This window comes from Sphingomonas degradans (assembly GCF_053502645.1).
Genome location: NZ_CP177172.1, coordinates 1,754,336 through 1,774,506, shown reverse-complemented (window position 1 = coordinate 1,774,506; position 20,171 = coordinate 1,754,336). Strand labels below are relative to the sequence as shown.

Below are 20,171 nucleotides of genomic sequence, written 5' to 3'. Positions count from 1 at the left end.
GAATTGTATGGCCGCGACGATCCAAGAGACGATCGAACAACTGCACACTTCGCTCAGAGATTATATCGAGGCAACGTACCATATCGGCGATGCGACGCTCATCGGCCAGCGCCAGACTTTGCTGAAGAGGACCGGCGTTACCCACCAGGTCCCTTATCTCGAATCGACGCCCAAATATCAGGTCGGCCAGAATTTCGGGAAGATCGAGGGCCTGCCTCCGGCCGCGCTCGCCGTCTACTCGGCGTTGGCGAAAGCCGATGGCAAGCAGCCAAGGCTGCTCTTCGACCCGCCGTATCGGCACCAGGCAGACGCCATCAGGCACTCGCTCATCGGCGGGCGGAACCTCGTGATTATGACGGGCACGGGCTCGGGTAAGACGGAATCGTTCCTCCTGCCAATCCTTGGGAAATTCGCTCGGGAGGCGTCAGGCAAGCCTAAGGCCTTCGGCAGCCAGCATGGTGTCAGGGCGCTGTTGCTCTATCCCATGAACGCGCTCGTGAACGACCAGCTTGGCCGTTTGAGGGCTATTTTCGGCGATCCGCGCCTTGCAGCGCTGTTCACCGAATGGGCGGGCAGGCCGCCGACGTTCGCGCGCTATACCAGCCGCACGCCCTATGCCGGCATTCGCTCCAGCAAGCGCGACAGCAAGAAATTCACGTCGTTCGAGAGCTTCTACGTCGAGATCGAGCGGCAGGCCTCGGGTCCGCAATCGGAGGACCAGCAGCGCGCGTCGAAGCTTCGCAGCGAGTTGAAGGCGCGCGGAAAGTGGCCGGCCAAGCCCGACCTCGAAAAGTGGTTTGGGGCGAAGGGATCGCGATGGGCGGACCCAAAGACCGGCGAACCGCTAAGGGCGGTCACCCTGCCCGGGGATTCCGAACTGATCACGCGCCACGAGGCGCAGGATGCCGCGCCTGATTTGCTGGTCACCAACTATTCGATGCTCGAATATATGCTGATGCGTCCGATCGAACGGACCATCTTCGATCAGACAGCCGCCTGGCTCGCCGCGAACCCGGACGAGAAATTCACTGTCGTCCTCGACGAGGCCCACCTCTACCGCGGTGCTGCCGGTGCGGAAGTCGGCTTGCTGATGCGGCGGCTTCGCGCGCGGCTCGGTATCCCGGTCAAGCGCTTCCAGGTGATCTGTGCGACGGCCAGTTTCAACGAGAAGGAGCATGCGGGCGACTTCGGATCGCAGTTGACCGGGGTCGATGCCGACAGCTTCATCGCCGTCACAGGCGACCTCGATCTGCGGCCGCACGCTGCCACCGGGAGCAGTGCGGACGCCGACCTGCTGGCTGGGATCGATCTGTCGGGCTTCTACGACTCGGACGAGGATAAGCGGCGAGCCGCCATCGCTCCCGTCCTTCATCATCGTGGCATCGCGCCGACCGGAGATATCGGCCGCGATCTCTATGCGGCTCTCGAGACCTTCCCACCACTCGGCCTGCTGGTGAACACGACCATGAAGGCCGCCCGCCCGGTGGCGAGCCTTGGCTCAGAGCTTTTCCCGGACACGCCCGATCAGGCGGATCACGCGGTGACAGCGCTCCTCGCGCTCGGCAGTGTCGCCCGGGAGAATCCGGAGGCTGCAGGTCTGCTGCCTTGCCGCATTCACAATTTTTACCGGGGCCTGCCAGGCCTCTGGATATGCATGGATCCCGATTGCACCGAACTCGGCGCCAACGAGCATTCGAGCATCTGCGGAAAGATGTATAGCCAGCCCCGCGAGATATGCGGTTGCGGTGCCCGCGTGCTCGAATTCTACACCTGCCGGAATTGCGGCGCGGCCCATGTGCGCGCCCATTCCGACGATGTCGACACGCCGAACGCCCTGTGGTCGGAGCCGGGCCGGCGCCTGAAGATGCCGGGGATGGAGACCGCCCCGCTCCTCGATCTCGATCTCCTGCTGGAGGAGCCCCGGCATCCGGACCTCGCCGAGATAGCAGAATATGATCTCGAGACGGGGCGGATTAACCCGCTCAATCAGAGTCCGCGAACCCGCACCGTCTACTTGCGCAAGGACCGTGTCACCCCGCCCGCCGACGATGAGGGCAATCAGGACAATCGGTTGGAGGTACGCGGCCAGTTTACGCCCTGCGCGGTCTGCGGGGATACGGCGGCCTTCGGGCGGTCCTCGGTTCAGGATCACCAGACCAAGGGGGACCAGCCATTCCAGGCCCTCGTCGCGCGGCAGATCCAGGTTCAGCCTCCCGGGCCGCAGGCGGCATCGAGCTTCGCCCCGCTCCGGGGGCGCAAGGTGCTGGTGTTCAGTGATTCCCGTCAGGTGGCGGCCAGGCTCGCACCGAACCTCCAGCTCTATTCGGTGCGCGATGCGCTTCGAACGCTGATCGTCTGGGGCTTCGACCGGCTTGGTCAGCACCCGATGATCACATCGATGCTCAGCCTCGACGATCTTTATTTCGCCGCGCTTCTTGCTTCCAAGGGTCTCGGCGTCCGGCTCCGACCCGAACTCAAGGTGGGGGAGAACTTTGCCGCCGACGCCGCGATCGAAATCGGTGTTCAGGCGGGCGCGCTCGACGATCCGACACAGTTCATGATGCTCTGGATGAAAAACAGAGGCGATCGTCCGCCGGAGGGCCTGCTCGACGATATCGTCAAGACCGTTAGGGACCGGCATCTCGGGCTGGAAGCGCTCGCGCTCGCCTCGTTGTGCGAGAGTGCTGACAAGGCGGCGGCGGTTCACGGGCTACCGGCGATCCCGGGAATCGCCGACACCAACGAGGACAAGATCGCTTTGGCCCGCGCCTGGCTGCGATGCTGGAGGCCGAAGGCCTTCTGGCTGAACGCCATGCCGAGCACCTGGTACAAGCGGGGCGGCGGAAGTGGGACCAGCGTGCGATCGCAAAAGGGCTCGTTCAAGGCGATGCGTCGCGTGCTCCCCGACAAAACCGCTTACTCGCATTTCGACAAGCAATGGCAGCCTGCCCTAATGCAGATCTTCGCTGAGGAGATGGAAAGCGGGTTCAAGCGCCTCGCCGGCAAGAACCTGTCGCTGCTCATGGACGGCGAGTGGGTGCGCTGCGGCGCGTGCCGCTCGGTTCACCGGCCCGTACCGAAGCTCCCGCATTGCCTCGATTGCGGCAGTGGCGAAATCGTCCCGCTCGATCCCGCCACGGATGCTGTCTTCGTCGCCCGCAAGGGCTATTATCGGGCACCTGTCGTAGCGGCGCTCCACGATCCCGAGCACAGGCCGATGGCGTTGATCGCGGCCGAACATACGGCGCAGCTCAATGCGCCGCAGAGCGAGGATGTCTTTTCGCGTGCGGAGGAGAATGAGCTTCTCTTCCAGGACGTGGCCCTCGATTGGGGCGCGGCGGCGAACCGCTCGACCGCGATCGACATTCTCTCGAGCACGACCACGATGGAGGTCGGCATCGACATTGGCGCGCTGTCTGGCGTCGCCCTTCGAAACATGCCGCCCGGTCGCGCTAACTACCAGCAGCGCGCGGGCCGTGCCGGACGCCGGGGTAACGCGGTCGCGACCGTGGTGGCCTTCGGAAGCGCCGATAGCCACGACGAACACTATTTCAGCGACCCCGAGGCAATGATCGCGGGGCCAGTGGTCGACCCCAAGCTCACTCTCAACAATCCCGACATCGTGCGTCGCCATGTCCGCGCCTATCTCCTCCAGCGCTATCATCAGGATCGGATTCCGGGTTTCGATCCTGAGGCCGATCCGAATCTGTTTTCGGTGCTCGGCACCGTCCCCGGATTCCAGTCGGGCGCAGAAGTCCTCAACCGCGCCGATTTCGAAGCGTGGCTGAAGAAAAATGCCAAGCCGCTCCGGGATTCCGTCGCCGACTGGATTCCGAGCCAGCTATCGCCAGAAGACCGGCAGGAATTGCTCGATGACATGGCGGTCGACTGCCTGAAGGCGATCGACGACGCCCTTAAGGGCAAGGTGCTCGGCGGTCAGAAAGTCTTCGAGGAGCCGGACGGCGAGGGTATCGAGATTCAGGAAGAGGTAGGCGAGGAGGTTCCGCCCGAGAAGGCGCAGACCGGCAAATTGCTGGACCGGCTGCTGTATAGTGGCGTGTTGCCGCGCTACGCGTTTCCGACCGACGTGGCGCCGTTCAACGTGTTCGATATCGACCGATCGACGGACTTCCGCCCGGTGATGAAATTTGCGCCGTCGCAATCTCTGCCGGTCGCGCTGTCGCAATATGCGCCGGGCAAGACGGTATGGATCTCTGGGAAGTGCTACACGTCGGGAGCGATCTATTCGCCGATGTGGGAAGACCGCGTCGAGGCGTGGCAGAACAGACGCCTCTATCGCGAATGTTCCGATTGCCACTTCGCACAGACGGTTCCCCTCGACGAGGGCCTCAAGCCCGGGGTGATCGACGACTGCCATGCATGCGGCGGCGAGGGTACCTTCGGGCCGACGCACTTTTGGCTGCGTCCGCCGGGTTTTGCACATCCCGTCTATGTGGACGAGATGACCTCGCCCGACGACATGCCCGAAACGGCTTATGCGACGCGGGCGAAGCTGACGATGCCGACCCCGGCCGACACTGAGAAGTGGATCGCGATCAATGATCGGATCCGCGGCATGCCCGATCGCAAGCATCTGCTGGTGTCCAACACCGGACCGAAGCAGGAGGGCTATAATTACTGCACGAAATGTGGGGTGATCGAGGCCAGCGCCGAAAGTACAGCGATGCTTGGCGGCCCTCACAAGAAGCCTTATCCTGACGCGAAAGAACCGATGTGCGAGGGCGCGGGCACGACCCGGCACCTCGTCCTGGGCACGGACTTCATTACCGATATCGCGCTGTTCTCGTTGCGTGTAGCGGCGCCGCTTAAGCTGAAGCCAGGTTTTTATCCGACGGACGTCGCGCTGAGGACCGTGAGCGAGGCGATTGCCAAGGCCGCCTCGTCGATGCTCGAGATCGAGCCGGGAGAACTCATGGCGGAATATCGTCCGGCGGTGACGCCAGCGGGGATAAGCGGGCTCGAGGCGGAGATATTCCTCTACGATACTCTCCCCGGCGGCGCGGGCTTCTCCGGCCAGTTGGCCCACCGCGGCGAAGAGCTGTTCAAGCGTGCGCTCACGCTGATGAAGACCTGCCCAGAGAATTGCGACGCCTCGTGCTATCGCTGCCTGCGCAGCTTCAAGAACAAGTTCGAGCATGGATTGCTCGATCGGCATGTCGGCGCGGAACTGCTCGCATATCTGATCAGCGGCGAGATGCAGCCCTTCGACTCGCGGCGGATCAAGACCTCGACGCTCCTGCTCCACCAGGATCTCGAGCGCCAGGCTGACGGGGTTCAGTTCGGTCTCGATGTCGACGTGGATGTCCCAGGGATGGGGTCGGTGACGATTCCGATCCTCGCCACGCGATCGAACGGCCAGCGGTTTGCGATCGCACTCGCCGGCGGATTGACCGGCGACCATCCGGCCGACCCTAGGATTGTCGAGATGCGTGAGAACTGGCCGGATCTCTTCGTGATCCCGGTGAACGAACTGCTAGTCCGGGGCAACTTGCCGGCGGCATCGCTCTCTGTTCTTTCCGAGATCGCTTGAAACGACAGGATGTAGCCCGTGATCGAGATTTTGGGTGTGAACAGCGGCCAGGAGTATGAAGCTGCGGTTCACCTGCGCAAGCAGATGCTGAAACTGTGGCCCGATCTTGCGCAGAGCAAGGACGGCACCGTCAAGATGTTCGTCGGCTTCAAAATGTATGGGTACAAATTCCAGGATCTCGACATCATCGTTGTCGGCAGTTTCGCGACGCCGAGATCGTTCGATGCGGAAATGAAATTCTGTCCGTCCGAGGGAGAGCCGTTCGTTCCGAGGGGTGCCTCCATCCGAAACTTCGCCCTTCTGATTGAGGAGAAGTCCCACGATGCCCCCGGTGTTCGGTTCGAAGGCAGGACCGCCACGGTCAAATACAGCAACAAGAAGGACGGGGAGTGCGTCACCGAGAAGGCGTTCAAGCAGATGTTCGAGTTCAAAAAATATCTGCGCGATCGAGGTGGCGGGAGCATCTTCGTCCAGGAACTGGTGATGTTCTCGGGGCTGAAGGAAGCGCAGCTTCCGCCACGGCCCCATAATTTCATCGCGAGCGACACGAGCTTCGAGAGGCTGCTGAACACGTTGGGGCAGATCTCAAACCCTGTCCGATCCGGCAATTTCGCCAATCTGAACTTCGGATCGACAGACGTCTTCCGAAAGATCCTCGACCCAAGCTTCGAATTGTTCGACGTTCTCGAACCGACGCCCCTCGATCGCAAACGCATGGACCTGATCGCGAAGCAGGCGCTCCCTGACAATTGGATCCAGGAGATGGGCGAGAAGCAGATCCTGCTGAAAGGCCGCGGTGGTGTCGGCAAAACCGTCATACTTCTGCAGATGGCGTATCGGGCCTACCAGTTCGACGAAAAGCGCTCGCTGGTCCTCACCTTCAACAAGGCGCTCGTTGCGGACCTTCGGCGGTCGATGGCCCTTCTCGGCGTGCCCCGCGCTGTGGAGACCGGGGGCATCGGAATTGAGACGGCGCACGGCTTCTTTGGCCGGCTCATGATGGCGCTGGGCATAGTCGACGGCTACGACGACTTTCTGGAACGCTACGCCGAACACAAAGAGGCGCTACTCGCCTATCTAGATTCGGGTGCGGTCAGCCGCGACGATATCGACAAACTCATCCGCGATCAGGGCGATCAATTCGGCTGGGACAGCGTGCTCGTCGACGAGGGGCAGGATTGGCCATCGGACGAGATTGCGATCTTGCGGGAAATCTATGGCCCGGAAAGCCTAGTCGTCTCCGACGGCGTCGACCAGTTCGTCCGCGAGACCGTGGCGGACTGGAGCGCGGGCGTCGGCAAGGCATCGCTAAGCAAACGGCGCCTGACGCGCTGCATGCGGATGAAAGCCAATCTAGCGACGTTCGTGTCCGATATGGCGACGAACCTTGGGATCGATGATTGGGATCTGGAGCCGAACACCGATGCTGCCGGCGGCCGCGTCATTATCATTGAGGGCGATCTAAGTTCCCATCCCGATCGTCTGAAGGAGTGGTGCGACGAGGCGGAGGCGCTGAAAAACGCGCCGGTCGATCTCCTGGCCTGCGTACCTCCGTCATTGGCGGGCACCGCCCACAGTGGCGGGATGTGCAAGCCCGCCGCGGAGTTCGTTTCCTTAGGCCACAGGGTATGGGACGGCACGAGCCAAGAGGTTCGGGAACATTTCGCGACGAACCGCGACCAACTGCGCTTCGTCCAATATGATTCATGCCGGGGCCTCGAGGGCTGGACCGTTATCAATTACGGCTTGGACGAACTCTGGGACTACAAGCATGCCCAGTGGCTCAACGAAGGCCATTCCGTCGATGACCTTTATGCATCGGCCGACGATCTTGCCACGCTGCATGCGTCCCGATGGGTAATGATCCCGCTGACGCGGGCGATCGATACGCTCGTCATCAACATCGGACCGCAGCAGAGCTTCGTGCGCGATGCTCTGCTGAAGGCGGCCAAGGCGCGACCCGACATCATCGAATTGATCGGTTTCGAGAATGCGGCCGCGATCTGAAGCGGCTTCGGACAATCTCAGATTGGGAGCAGTGACGTATCCAGCACTGGCGAGATCAACGCCGCATGGACGCTCTGCGGACCGAGCTTTTCGATGGCGGTGAGGGTTTCCGGCCGTCTGGATCGCTGCAGCAGCCAACGGCGGCGCCACGCGGCACTGATCGACGCTGCGCTGGAAAGCGATGGCGGTTCGGAGTGCATACCGAGGAGTGCATCGCGCGATGCCGAACCGAGCTCGCAGGCGTAGAACAGCCGAGGATTTGCGTGATGGAGAATGGCGTCGCTGTCGATGCCGAGCGCATCGAGGCCTTCTCTGATCTGTCGAAGTCGAGGGCTGGTCCCTTCACCGAAGCGGTTGTTCACGCGTCGAGAGTCGTGGCGGGCTTGCGCCATCTGTCTAAGTGCATGAGCCGTCTCGTTGCCAAGATGGAGCGTTCCAAAGCCGCCGGTCAAGCTCTTGCCGATGGCATCCCAGCGGACATCATGCGCGAGAGCGTCGTGATCTTTGGCTTGCACGACGAGCCGATTATATTGGCTCGAGCCCACGCCGTAGAGACTGGTCGTCGTCAGGATGCGAAGATCGGCGGGTTTGGAGATCGCGCGGCCAGCCATCTGCGACGCGATGACGCTGACCTGTGAGCCATACCGTTCGGCGTAGTAATCGTGGATCTCGCGCGACGCGAGGAGGAGGGCGACCAGCTTGCCTCCCAGCAGTTCGTTGTAAGGATGGATCGCGCCACAGATGCTGACGTCGGCGACCTGGCTCGAGAGGCCGGCTTTGCGGAACTCGGTGAGAGTAATGTCGATCGCGCGCTGGCCGGTCTTCGCAGCGAGAAGCTGCTCGATCGCGGCGCGCGGCTTCTTTGCGAGGCCGGCCGCGCGAAACATCTGCATGGCGAACAGGAGCTGCGCCAGAAGCTCGGACCGTTTGCGCACGAAGAGGAGATCCTCGGAAGCCGCGCGCCAGTCGGCGTCTCCGTGCGCGTCCTTCAAGTTGCCGCGCATCGGCCGGACGCTGCCATCTGCGGCTCGGTTGTCTTCATAGTGGGCGCGTAGCTGAAGATCGCGCGAGTAAGCCGCGCCGGCGGCTTTCTGCTCCAGACGCAGGATCGTCGTTTCGACGGGCGCCTGGATTTCGCTTTTGGACGCAAGGTCGTCCCACCTGAGATTGGCGATCGACGCTTCGACACGACCGAGGAAGGCCTTGGCGATATCCTCCGGCGCCCATTCGCCAGCGAGGAAACGCGCCTCCATCGCTTCTCGGAGCCAACCGATCCAGCGGTCGCGCGCCGTGACCCGCATGACGGGGCTCGCGAGCATTGCGATGCCCATGACGGGGCGGTTCGGGCGAGCAGCGTTCCGGATCAACACCAGCAACTGGCGGCCGGGGATCGGGCGATATTCGTGCGCCCAAGTGTGACGGAAGTAGCGCCATATGTCGTTGAGCGGCAAGCCGGTCGTCGAGCAGCGGTCACGTGCCCTGCAGATCTCGACGACGGGATCGACGACGTCGGCCAATGCCGATTCCTGCTGATCGGAGGGAAGCGAGGCGATCCGTCGAAACTCGGTGGCGAGGTCGGACCCGTTGTCGACCAGATCGAGGATGCAACTGCGCACCCCGGGCGGGCGGAGCGTGCGGCGCTCCATGCGCCGGAGGAAGGCATCGACGGACGGTTCCTGTAGTTGCCGTTGGCGGGCGGCCTGCAGGGCGTCGCGAACGCGGCGCTTCACGTCGTCGACCGACTGTTCCGATTGCCGCGTAATGCCTGGCGCCTCGAAGAGAATGTGGTCGTCCTCGACGGAGACACGCCAGCCTTGCTCGAAGAGATCGGCGACGAGAAGGCAGACGGTGCGGAGCTTCCGGCTCTCGCCATCATCAATGTAGCGACGCGCCAGCGTGCGCAGTTCCTCGGCGAAAGAAGGTTGCGGTGCGCCTTCGAACGTCAGGAGGCTGCGAAACTCCCGCTTCTGATCGCTGCGCAGGAAAGGGGAGACGGTTCGCACTTGCCCTGGACTCAACCGCAACTTCCCTTCCAACATCAATCGCGACCCCCCCCCTTCACAGCCCGTCCTTCTACACCCGATTATGCCAAAGATCGGGGCAGAACTCCAGCGCGCTTGAGCGGGTAAACTGACGCATTCAGGGAGATAACATGTTCGCGATCGATTGGAGGTCCGGGTCGAGCGATTGGCTCCAGTCTGTGAGTATTTTGGTGATGATCCGTCGCCGCGCTGCCGAGTGCTCGCGACCGCTGACGTCGATGGCATGAAGCAGGGCTTCGAGCGCGCCTTGGATTGCTATCGGATCCGGCCGATCGCTTCCGCCGAATGCCGGGTGGGCCAGATTGATGCCGAGCGTACCGCTGCTCGTGCGTAGGAGGAGAGAGGGGAGTTCGCTGGTCTGCTGAAGCTCCGATTGTGAAGACGGTTGTGATCGCCCTATCGAACCTCGTGGATTGCGACGTTCGAACGTGGGCGCGTTGACCGCGGTGCGAGCGCGCTCGCTTTTCAGCGATCGAACCCTGCTGCGAAGTTGCTCGATTGCCTTGACCAGCCCTGCCTCGCGTAGCCGGTCCCACATTTCCGGCGACACAGAGATCTGCTGCTTCGCCGTCGTCACGCCGAAAAGTTCGTCAAGGGACGCCGGGAATTCGACCTCGATACGGATGTAGCGATCGTTGTTGATGAAGGTGGTCCAGGGCGTCTTAGTCTTGCAGTCGATGAGGCGACCGTTCCGGCTGAAGATGATGCCGTGATAATCTTTCAGGACAGTAAATCTTTCGTTGGCGTTGAGGCCGACGGCATCCCTGCTCTTATCAATCGAAGCAAAACTTGGCGGTAGATAGGAGTAGCGGAGAAGCACCTTCCCGAAACCGCCCGACATCGCGACGTCGAACGTTACAGGTTCAAGCTCGACGGCTCGATCGTCATCAATCTGGTACAGAAGGTCACTTGGATTTAGGAAGAGCGGATCAGTGGGCGAGACGGGTTCGCCATCGATAAGGATGAGGGTCGACGCTAAGAGCTTGTGGTATGTGACGCTGAATTGCCGGTTCAAATTCTTTGCGAATCCTAAGGTCGTCGCCCAGTCGAGGCGATCCAGCTTCTCGATTAAAACGATCGTTCCGGACTCCCAACCATCGGGATAGAACCGGTCGACATAGTCCATCAGAAAATCAGGAATTTGGGCATCGCACGGTGAGGGTATGACCGTCTCGCCATCGTCGTCTGTATATTTGCCGCCGTTAAGGTCGTCGAGATCGAGAGTCACCTGTTTGGCGAGGCCTCCGGCGACCTTCGAGATGACGGTGAAGCGCTTGCCGATGCTCATCGTCGAACAGGGCAATCCGTAGCCATACCGGCCCAATCCCGATCGATCATTCTCGCGATGGGTGCCGCCCCACATCATAGCAAGTTGTATCATGTCCGACGCCATACCGTGCCCGTCGTCGAGGACGGCAATCTGAGCCGGCTTCTTTTGCGAGACCCCGTCGTCATAGCCAAACACGATATCGACGTGCTCCGCGTAAGCCTGGATCGAATTGTCGACGAGTTCGGCGATTGCTTCGACGTTGCTCCGATATCCGAGATGGCGAATTCCGCGGACAAATGCGTCCGGCACGGTGAGCCCCAACTTTCCGCTCTTCTGCTTTTCCGCTGAGTATCGAGCTTGCGCAGAAATAGCGGCGATCGCACGTCGCGCTGTTTTCGACCGCGAAACTGGGGTCATGGGAACCTCGTTGTGACTAGCTACTGCTACAGTGGGCGTTGCAATCGGAGATAAGTCGCTCCCCTACCTTTGGACACAGTCTTCCTTGGCCGCTTCGATTTCGGTTCGAACGAACGACATGTCTACACTCGGATTTGAGGTGCTAATCTCTCCTCGAATCCTATTACGTTTGCGGCGGGCTTTCACGAAATCTCCGGACCAGTTCGGCTCCGACCAAAGCGCCAACTGACACCGTGGTGCTGTCAGTTGCCGTTGGGTGAAAAGGAGACGAGTGGCAGCTTTCTCTATTCATTGATTTAAAGCGGCCAGTCCGCAAACGGCCCATTTGAAGTCTCCCCTATCGCCTCTTTTTTTCCCTGAACTTGCCGTCGATCACTCTGGCGCCGTCACGGAGGAAATCGAGATGATCTGACCAATGCTGCATCATGCGTACCCGCTCGTCCCAATATTCCCCGCGCGTGTATGCGCGGCGCACGGCGTTGTTGTCGCAGTGGGCAAGTTGGCGCTCGATTGCGTCGGCGTGCCAGAGCCCCATTTCGTTCAGCAGCGTTGCTGCCATGGCGCGGAATCCATGTCCGGTCATTTGGTCCTGCGCATAGCCCATTCTACGAAGGGCCGCGTTGATGGTGTTCTCCGACATCGGTCGCTCGACGGAGCGTAGCGAGGGGAAAAGATACGGGCTGTGCTCGGCGTCGTGCTTGATCGAGCCGATGATGTGGAGCGCCTGACGGGAGAGGGGGACCGAGTGCGCCCGTCGCATCTTGGTCTTGTGCGGTGGGATCGTCCAAACAGCTTTGCTGAAATCGAAATCTGCCCACTCGGCGAAGCGAAGCTCTCCAGGCCGGACGAACACGTGCGGCAAGAGGCGAAGCGCCAGGCCTGTCGTCGGATGATCTTCGAGCGCTTCGATGGCGCGGAGAAGCGCGCCTGCTTCCGTGGGAGTGGTGATCGCAGCGCGATGAACGTGTCTGGGCACGATCAGCGCGCCACGCAGGTCGGCGGCGACATCGCGTTCGGCACGGGCGGTAGCGATGGCATAGCGAAAAATCTGCGAAGAGGTGCTGCGGAGACGCTTTGCGGTCTCGTATCGACCCTTGGCCTCCATCTTGCGCAGCATGATGAGCAACTCCTGTGCGGAGATCGAGGCGACAGGGCGCTGCCCTATCGCTGTATTGATGAAGTCCAGCAGCCAGCGCAGCTTCTTCATCGTGGCCGCCGAGCGGCCCTCTTTCTCGACTTTCAGCAGCCATTCGTCCGCGACGGATTTGAAGCTGTTCGACGCGGCTACCGTCGCCGCGATCCGGTCGAGCTTGATTCGTTCGGCAGGATCATTGCCAAGTGCCAGCACTTTGCGCGCGGAGTCACGGGCTGCGCGAGCCTCGGCCAACCCGGTGTCCGGCCATACGCCGAAGGCCAGGGTCTTTTGTTTGCCGAGGTGACGGTAATTCATCCGCCAGCACCGAGCGCCAGACGGTGCCACGAGCAGGTAGAGCCCGTCGCTATCGCTCAGCTTGTACGCCTTGTCGCGACTCTTGGCCGCTTTGATCGCCACGACCGACAACGCCATGATGGTGTCTCCATCCAAGCGACCGGCGTGATGCCATCAGAAATACCATCAGATTGCTGGTATGGAGTGGTATTTCGCCGATCCGACTGGGATGCTTATACCACAAAAAACCGCAGAAAATAGCCACTTATGGCGCATTCTCGGACGCCCTGGGATGGCGTTTTGGTGACCCCTACGAGAATCGAACTCGTGTTTTCGCCGTGAGAGGGCGACGTCCTAACCGCTAGACGAAGGGGCCATGTGTGGCGGAAGCGCGGCATTAGGGGGATGGGGGCGCTTCGTCAAGCGGGCATTGCGCGAAGTCCCATCCAGCGGCGCGCGGATGCCCAGTGGCGTAGTGCGATGCGCTCGATCGCCAGCGCCAGCAGCAGCGTCGCGCCGAACAGCGGCATCGCGATGCCGAGCAGCGTCACGGCGCCCGCCAGTGCCCATCCCATCCGGGGGCGGGACAGCGCGGGCGGGGCGCCGAGCCGGCCGTGCGGTCGCCGCCGCCACCACATGACCGCGCCGGATACCGACAGGGTCGCGAGCAGCAGTGCGGTCAGCGTCCCCAGAAGCTGGTTCGCCAGTCCGAACAGCGCGCCTTCGTGGAGCGCGATGCCATAGCCGACGACGCGGTCGACCCAATGGCGCTGGGCGAAGTCGCGCCTAGACACGATCGCACCGCTCTCGCCGTCGATCGACACGCTGGTGCGCAGCGGGCGGTTGGCGGCTTCGGAACTCACTGCCCATGGCGCGCCGGGCGTTGCGGGCGGCGTCACCATCACCGGCGCGGCAAGCCCGAGCGGATAGGTACGCGCGACGACGCGGTCGATCGCTGGGCCGCCGGGCGCGGGTGCGGGCGCCGCCATCATCCCGCCATGTCCGGCATGTTCGTCCAGCACCACTTTCTTGCCGCCGATCGTCCAGTCGGGCGGGCCGTCGATCGTGCCGGTAACCTTGCGCACTTCCAGAAAATAGCTCCCCCAGAATTTGGCCCAGGGCAGGCCGGTGGCGATCAGCACCAGCGCGGCGCCTGCGACCCAGATGCCGCTGACGGCGTGGAGGTCGCGCCAGAACACGCGCTTGCCCCGCCGCAGCCGGGGATACAGCGCGCCGCCAAGCCCCGCGCCACCGCGCGGCCACCACAGGAAAATGCCGGTCAGCAGCATCACCACCGCCCAGCACGCCGCGATTTCCACCATATAACTGCCCGGCGCGCCGGCGAGCAGCGTGCCGTGGAGCAGGAAGACGGTCCGCATCAGCCGCCCGTCCTCCCGCTCCACATGCACCACGCGCAGCCGATAGGGATCGACATAGACGCGGCGGTCGACGCCGGCGGACGTCACCGTTATGCGCGTGGACTGGTTGGCCTCCTGCGGCAGCTGGAGGCGCCGCAGTTGCGACCCCGGCACCGCCGCGACCGCCGCCGCGACCTGTGCGGAGACGGGCGCGCGCGCCCCCGTCCCGGCGATCTGGTCATAGGGGCGCTCGATCAGCGCCTCTATCTGCGGCTTCCACAAATAGAGGGTCCCGGTGGTAGCGAGCCACAGGATGAACGGCATGCACAGCAGCCCGCCATAGAAATGCCAGCGCCATACCGTGTTGTACCACCGGGCGCCCATCAGAATGCGGCCCGGATGCCGCCGAACACGCTGCGGCGCTCGACGGGGTAGTAGATCGCGCTGGCGGGGGTGTATTGAATCACTGCCGATACATCGCCCACGGCCTTGCGGTTGGTCAGGTTGCGCAGGTCGGCAAAGACGGTGAACACCTTGTTCAACCGCGCTTCGCCGCCGAGCCCGAACAGAACATAGCCGTCGCCGCGGAACGTGTTCTTGTAATCCGCCCAGGCGCCCTGCGGCAGATATTCGACGTTCGGGGTGATGCGCAGCGCATCGGTGCCGAGCTGGAGCTCGGTGCGGAAGAAATGCTCGGGGATCACCGGCAGGCGATTGTCGCCAAACTCGGCATCGTCGCGGAAGCGGAAGTCGCTCCACATATAGACCTGCCGCAGCCGCGCCCAGGGCGTGACTTCGATGTCCAGGCCCAGCTCGACGCCCTGATGGCGGGTCTTGCCGGCATTGAAGGTAGAGACGGGGATGGTCGGCGGTGCGACGCTGTACTGAAGCAATTCGCCGTCCAGGTCGGCGCGATAGGCGCTGATGTCGAACTTGACCGGCCCCAACCGCCCGCGCGTGCCGATTTCCGCCGTCCAGGCGCGCTGTGCATCAAGCTGTACGAAATTCGAGATCTGGGCCAGCTCGATAAACCCCGGCAGTTCGTGGCTGCGGCTGACATTGGCGTAGAATTGCAGGTTCTTCGCCGGTTCGTACAGCACGCCCAGCTTGGGCGAGAGCTGGTCGAACGTCTCGCGACCGCTGACGACGCTGGGATAATGCTGGTCCTGTTTGCGCAGGCCCGCCGTGTAGATCGCGCCGGCGATCAGCGTCAGGCCCTCGGTCGGGCGCACGCGGCCCTCGGCATAGGCGTCGAAGGTGCGCGCGGTCTGGTCCGCACGGAACGTGGGGGCACCGCGATCGCCGTTGACGTTGACATAGCGCTTGGAATCGACCGACCCGAACCGCGCGGTCGCGCCCGCCGTGACGCCGACGATGCCGAAATCCTGATCGAGCCGGGCATAGGTTCCCCAGTCGAGCGATTTCTGGTCCACCGCCTGATAGATCGGGTGGTACAGTTTCTTGGCATTCAGGAAAGCGCCGACGTCGAGCGTGCCCGCGCCCAGTTCGAAGCTGGTCTTGTTCTGGAGGCGGAAGGAATCGATGTTGCGCTGCTGGTTGTTGATGTAGTTGCCCGTCTTGGGCTTGGTGGTGGCGACGGCATAGGTCAGCGCGCCCGCCAGTTCCTGTTCGAGCGACTGGACGCTGGCGTAAAAGCGCGTCTCGATGCTGTCGGTCAGGCGGATGCCGGCATTACCGTTGAAGCGGATTGCGCGGCGCTTGCCATGGTCGCGGTCGCTGTCTGAACGATCGCCCGCGACCGAGAGGAACACGTCGCCGCGCTGGTCGGCATAGCCCATGCTGGCGAGCGCGCGGATCGTGTTGAAGCTGCCGCCGTCGACGCGCAGCCGCACGCCGTTGGCCGAACGGCCGGTCGGCGTCACGCCGTTGATCGCGCCGCCCAGCGTCGATGCGCCGAACCGCAGCGCGTTGGCGCCCCGGAAAACCTCGATATGCTGAAGCACGGCGGGGTCGAGTTCCTGGAAATCGCCATTGTCGTCGGCAAGGTTGATCGGCACGCCATCCTGCAACAGCGTGAGCCCGCGCATGTGATAGCCCCGGCTGATCCCCGATCCCCGGATCGAGATACGGACTTCCTGCCCGAAACGCGGCTGCGCATAGACGCCCGGCGAAAAGGCGAGCGCGTCGCGCAGCGATACCGCGACCTTGTCCTGATAGTCTTCGGCGGAAACGACGTTGGCGCCGCCGGGGGTCTCGCTGACCCGCTGGATCGCCTGATCGACGATTTGCTGGGCGGTTACGACGATCTCGTCGCGGTCATTGGGGGCCTGCTGGGCGCAAGCGGGCAGGGCGGCTAGAATGAAGGGTGCGCTGTACAGCGCACGGACGAACTTCTGCATTTTGAAACATTTCCTCACGTGACGAACGGACGGCGCGCGCGGGCGCACGCCGGTTTGGGTCAGGCGAGGGCAGGGGGGCCGGTGGAGAGCGGGGGCGGGGCCGCAAGACCGCGCCCCGGGAACACCGGCAGCGGACGCAGCGCGACGGGCGCGGCGGCGGCGATGGGCGGCAACAGGACAGGGCTATCGGTGCCGGTCGCGGGCTGCGCTGTGGCGGCAAAGGCGCAGGGCTGGTCCGCGCCGGGCTTTTCCTTGGGCGCGCTGTCCTTGCCCAGCGCATTGGCCAGCAGCGACTGGGCACGGGTCTGAACCTCGCGCCCGCTGCTGTCGCTGCACCAGTTGAAAGTGACGCCGCCAGCCTGCGCCACCGGCATCCATCCGGCGGGCACGGCAATGCGCAGGAGCAGCGCGCACGCGACGAGCAGCAGCGCCATGCGCTGCAACGCTCCCCCATGCGTGCGTGCCCCCCGAATCATCAATTCGCCCCTGTCATCCTTCCATGCACCAAGGCAAGGCGACAAAATGCCTCACCCGGCGACGGGCAGCCGCAGCGCGCCATCGGCTTCGTAATGGACTTCGCTATAGGCGATCACGGCGTCGAGCGGCAGCGGGCCATAGATATGGGGGAACAACTGCCCCCCACGCGCCAGCTCCCAGCGTACGGTTTCGTCCAGCGCCTCCAGATCGACGGCGGCAAGCCACAGCCCGTCCTGACCGGCGAAATGCTTTGCCAGCGTCTCGGCCAGCTGCTCGGCGGTGGAGAGGTGGATATAGCCATCGGCCAGATCCACCGGCGCCCCCGCGAAGCTGCCGTCAGCCTCCAGCGCCGCCATCTGGTCGGCGGTCAGGATCTTGTAGGCTGTGGTGGGCATCTCGCTCACTGGCCGTCCTCCGGTCCTTCGGCAAGGTCCTCGTGCACATCGGCGTCGGGCGTCGGCGTGCCGGCGACGGCGCCATCGGCCAGATTGACCTCGGCCTCTTCCTCGCTCTCTTCGATGCGCGCGGCGGAGACGACATACTCGCCCGATGCGACGCGGAAGATCGTCACGCCCTGGGTATTGCGGCCCGCGACGCGGATGTCGCCGACGGTGGTGCGGATCAGCTTGGCCTGGTTGGTCACCAGCATCAGCTCCTGGCCCCGGCTCGCGGGGAAGCTGGCGACGACAGGGCCGTTTCGGTCCGACGTCACGATGTTGGTGATGCCCTGGCCGCCACGGTTGGTGCGGCGATATTCATAGGCGGAGGTGCGCTTGCCATAGCCATTGGCCGTGACGGTGAGGATGAACTCCTCCGCCGCCTCGAACTCGGCCATGCGCTCGGGGCTCAGCGTGACTTCGCGCTCGCCGTCCTTCCAGGGCGCGGCCTTGAGGTAATCCTCGCGCTCCTGCGGAGTCGCCTCGAACCCGCGCAGCACCGACATCGAGATGACTTCGTCGCCTTCGGCCAGCCGTGCACCGCGCACGCCGGTCGAATCGCGGCTCTGGAACTCGCGCACGTCGGTGCCGGCAAAGCGGATCGCCTTGCCCTGCTTGGTCGCGAGCAGCACGTCGTCGCCTTCGCTCAACAGCGACACGCCGATCAGCCGGTCGTCGGAGCCCTCTTCGAATCGCATCGCGATCTTGCCCGAGCTGCGGATATTGGCGAACGCATCCATCGAGTTGCGGCGCACCGAACCCTTGGCGGTCGCGAACATGACGTGCAGGTTGCCCCAGCTCTCTTCGTCCTCGGGCAGCGGCAGCACGGTCGAGATCGTCTCGCCGCTGGCGAGCGGCAGCAGGTTGATCATCGGGCGACCGCGCGTGGCCGGCCCGCCTTCGGGCAGGCGCCACACCTTCATCCGATACACCTTGCCCTCGGTCGAGAAGAACAGCACCGGCGTGTGGGTCGACGTGACGAACAGGTGCGTGACCGCATCCTCGTCCTTGGTCGCCATGCCGGCGCGGCCCTTGCCGCCGCGCTTCTGCGCGCGGAAGGTGTCGAGCGGGGTCCGCTTGATATAGCCTTCCATGGTCACCGTGACGACCATGTCTTCGCGCTCGATCAGGTCCTCGTCCTCGATCCCGTCGGCGGCGGCGGCGATTTCGGTGCGGCGCGGCGTCGCATAGGCGTCACGCACGATCACCAGCTCCTCGCGCATCACTTCGTACAGCTTGGCGCGGTTGCCGAGGATTTCGAGCAGCTCGGCGATCGTATCGGCCAGCCCCTTCAGCTCCTCGCCGATCTCGTCGCGGCCCAGCGCCGTCAGGCGATGCAGGCGCAGGTCGAGGATCGCGCGGACCTGCACCTCGGACAGGCGATAGCTCTCGCCGCCCATGTCGGTGTCGATCGCTTCGACCAGGCGGATATAGGGTGCAATTTCCGCGATCGGCCATTCGCGCAGCAACAGCGCGTCGCGGGCGACGGCGGGGCTGGTCGAGCCGCGGATGATCTTGACGACTTCGTCCAGGTTGCTGACCGCGATGACCAGGCCGAGCAAGATGTGCGCCCGGTCGCGCGCCTTGGCGAGTTCGAACTTCGAGCGGCGGGTGATGACCTGCTCGCGGAAGCCGACAAACGCCTCGATGATGTCGCGCAGGTTGAGCAGTTCGGGACGGCCGCCGCGAATCGCGAGAATGTTGGCCGGGAAGCTCGATTGCGCGGGCGTGTTGCGCCACAGCTGGTTGAGCACCACGTCGGGCGTCGCGTCGCGCTTCAGATCGATGACGATCCGCACGCCTTCGCGGTTCGATTCGTCGCGGATGTCGGCGATGCCCTCGATCCGCTTTTCCTTGGCGGCCTCGGCGATCTTTTCGACCAGGGCGTTCTTGCCCTGCTGGTACGGGATCTCGGTCAGCACGATCGAACGGCGCTCGCCGCGCTGTTCGGTGATGTAGCGGCTGCGGACGATGATCGATCCGCGCCCGGTCTGATAGGCCGAGCGGCAGCCGCTGCGGCCCAGGATGACCGCGCCGGTCGGGAAATCCGGGCCGGGGACGATTTCCATCAGCTCTTCGAGCGTGACTGCGCCATTATCGATATAGGCCAGGCACGCGTCGATCACTTCGCCCAGATTGTGCGGCGGAATGTTGGTCGCCATGCCCACGGCGATGCCGCCGGCGCCGTTGACCAACAGGTTGGGGAAGCGCGCGGGCAATACCGTCGGCTCGCTTTCGGAGCCGTCATAATTGTCCTGGAAATCGACCGTGTCCTTGTCGATATCGTCCAGCAGCGCCGATGCGACGCGCGCCAGCCGCGCCTCGGTATAGCGCATCGCGGCGGGCGGATCGGGGTCCATCGAACCGAAGTTGCCCTGGCCGTCGATCAGCGGCACCCGCATCGCCCAATCCTGGGCCATGCGTGCCATCGCGTCATAGATCGAGCTATCGCCGTGCGGGTGATATTTACCCATCACGTCACCGACGAGGCGGGCAGACTTGCGATACGCGCGCCCGGCGACATAGCCGCCCTCTTGCGCGGCATAGAGGATACGGCGGTGCACGGGCTTCAGGCCGTCGCGAACATCGGGAAGCGCGCGCGCCACGATCACGCTCATCGCGTAATCGAGGTACGAGGTCTTCATCTCGTCGACGATCGAGACGGGAGTGATGTCGGAGGGGTCCGCGAGGACGGTCTCGTCGGTCAAAGTTACGGGTTTCCAGATTTGTTACGAATACGGGACTGCTCTAGCGCCGCCCACGGCACCTGTCCAACCCCGCGCGCACGCGCGCACGCGGGGACGCGCGCAGATTTCAACGGTG

The 20,171-nt window shown here is 63.5% G+C and carries 10 protein-coding genes and 1 tRNA gene; 2 read left to right on the top strand and 9 right to left on the bottom strand.

The window, feature by feature from the left end; translation table 11 throughout:
• The first annotated feature begins 7 nt into the window (after positions 1-7).
• Positions 8-5,551, top strand: a complete 5,544-nt coding sequence (locus tag ACG3SL_RS07960) for a DEAD/DEAH box helicase (RefSeq protein ID WP_448664598.1) — start codon at positions 8-10, stop codon at positions 5,549-5,551.
• 18 nt (positions 5,552-5,569) lie between these two features.
• A complete protein-coding gene (locus ACG3SL_RS07955; RefSeq protein ID WP_448664597.1) occupies positions 5,570-7,558 on the top strand; it encodes an RNA helicase in 1,989 nt (662 codons plus the stop codon).
• A gap of 17 nt (positions 7,559-7,575) precedes the next feature.
• On the opposite strand, the gene ACG3SL_RS07950 is transcribed toward ACG3SL_RS07955, so the two are convergent.
• The 9 genes from ACG3SL_RS07950 to gyrA form a co-directional block, all read right to left on the bottom strand.
• Positions 7,576-9,597: a Druantia anti-phage system protein DruA gene (locus ACG3SL_RS07950; RefSeq protein WP_448664596.1), complete on the bottom strand. Its 2,022-nt coding sequence runs from the start codon at positions 9,595-9,597 to the stop codon at positions 7,576-7,578.
• A gap of 100 nt (positions 9,598-9,697) precedes the next feature.
• Positions 9,698-11,287: an ATP-binding protein gene (locus ACG3SL_RS07945; protein ID WP_448664595.1), complete on the bottom strand. Its 1,590-nt coding sequence runs from the start codon at positions 11,285-11,287 to the stop codon at positions 9,698-9,700.
• Positions 11,288-11,624: 337 nt separating this feature from the next.
• Complete coding sequence (locus tag ACG3SL_RS07940) at positions 11,625-12,854, bottom strand: tyrosine-type recombinase/integrase (protein ID WP_448664594.1); 1,230 nt, start codon at positions 12,852-12,854, stop codon at positions 11,625-11,627.
• A 163-nt stretch (positions 12,855-13,017) separates the two neighbouring features.
• Positions 13,018-13,092: transfer RNA gene (locus ACG3SL_RS07935), tRNA-Glu, on the bottom strand.
• Between the two features lie 43 nt (positions 13,093-13,135).
• Entirely contained in the window at positions 13,136-14,458 is a 1,323-nt protein-coding gene (locus tag ACG3SL_RS07930) for a PepSY-associated TM helix domain-containing protein (RefSeq protein WP_448664593.1), read from the bottom strand.
• The gene (locus ACG3SL_RS07925; protein ID WP_448664592.1) at positions 14,458-16,434 is read right to left on the bottom strand and encodes a TonB-dependent receptor family protein; all 1,977 of its coding nucleotides are present in this window, start codon (positions 16,432-16,434) and stop codon (positions 14,458-14,460) included. The genes ACG3SL_RS07930 and ACG3SL_RS07925 overlap by 1 nt, the downstream gene beginning before the upstream one ends.
• A 59-nt stretch (positions 16,435-16,493) precedes the next feature.
• Entirely contained in the window at positions 16,494-16,910 is a 417-nt protein-coding gene (locus ACG3SL_RS07920) for a hypothetical protein (RefSeq protein WP_448664591.1), read from the bottom strand.
• Between the two features lie 51 nt (positions 16,911-16,961).
• A complete protein-coding gene (locus ACG3SL_RS07915; RefSeq protein ID WP_448664590.1) occupies positions 16,962-17,315 on the bottom strand; it encodes a DUF952 domain-containing protein in 354 nt (117 codons plus the stop codon).
• Entirely contained in the window at positions 17,312-20,056 is a 2,745-nt protein-coding gene (gene gyrA, locus ACG3SL_RS07910) for a DNA gyrase subunit A (protein WP_448664589.1), read from the bottom strand. The genes ACG3SL_RS07915 and gyrA overlap by 4 nt, the downstream gene beginning before the upstream one ends.
• Between the last annotated feature and the right edge of the window lie 115 nt (positions 20,057-20,171).

What these genes read in the sequence shown, in the direction of transcription:
- ACG3SL_RS07960 (WP_448664598.1), top strand. Translation starts at nt 8, where the DNA reads ATGGCCGCGACGATCCAAGAGACGATCGAACAACTGCACACTTCGCTC.
- ACG3SL_RS07950 (WP_448664596.1), bottom strand. Translation starts at nt 9,597, where the DNA reads ATGTTGGAAGGGAAGTTGCGGTTGAGTCCAGGGCAAGTGCGAACCGTC.
- ACG3SL_RS07945 (WP_448664595.1), bottom strand. Translation starts at nt 11,287, where the DNA reads ATGACCCCAGTTTCGCGGTCGAAAACAGCGCGACGTGCGATCGCCGCT.
- ACG3SL_RS07940 (WP_448664594.1), bottom strand. Translation starts at nt 12,854, where the DNA reads ATGGCGTTGTCGGTCGTGGCGATCAAAGCGGCCAAGAGTCGCGACAAG.
- ACG3SL_RS07930 (WP_448664593.1), bottom strand. Translation starts at nt 14,458, where the DNA reads ATGGGCGCCCGGTGGTACAACACGGTATGGCGCTGGCATTTCTATGGC.
- ACG3SL_RS07925 (WP_448664592.1), bottom strand. Translation starts at nt 16,434, where the DNA reads ATGCAGAAGTTCGTCCGTGCGCTGTACAGCGCACCCTTCATTCTAGCC.
- ACG3SL_RS07920 (WP_448664591.1), bottom strand. Translation starts at nt 16,910, where the DNA reads ATGATTCGGGGGGCACGCACGCATGGGGGAGCGTTGCAGCGCATGGCG.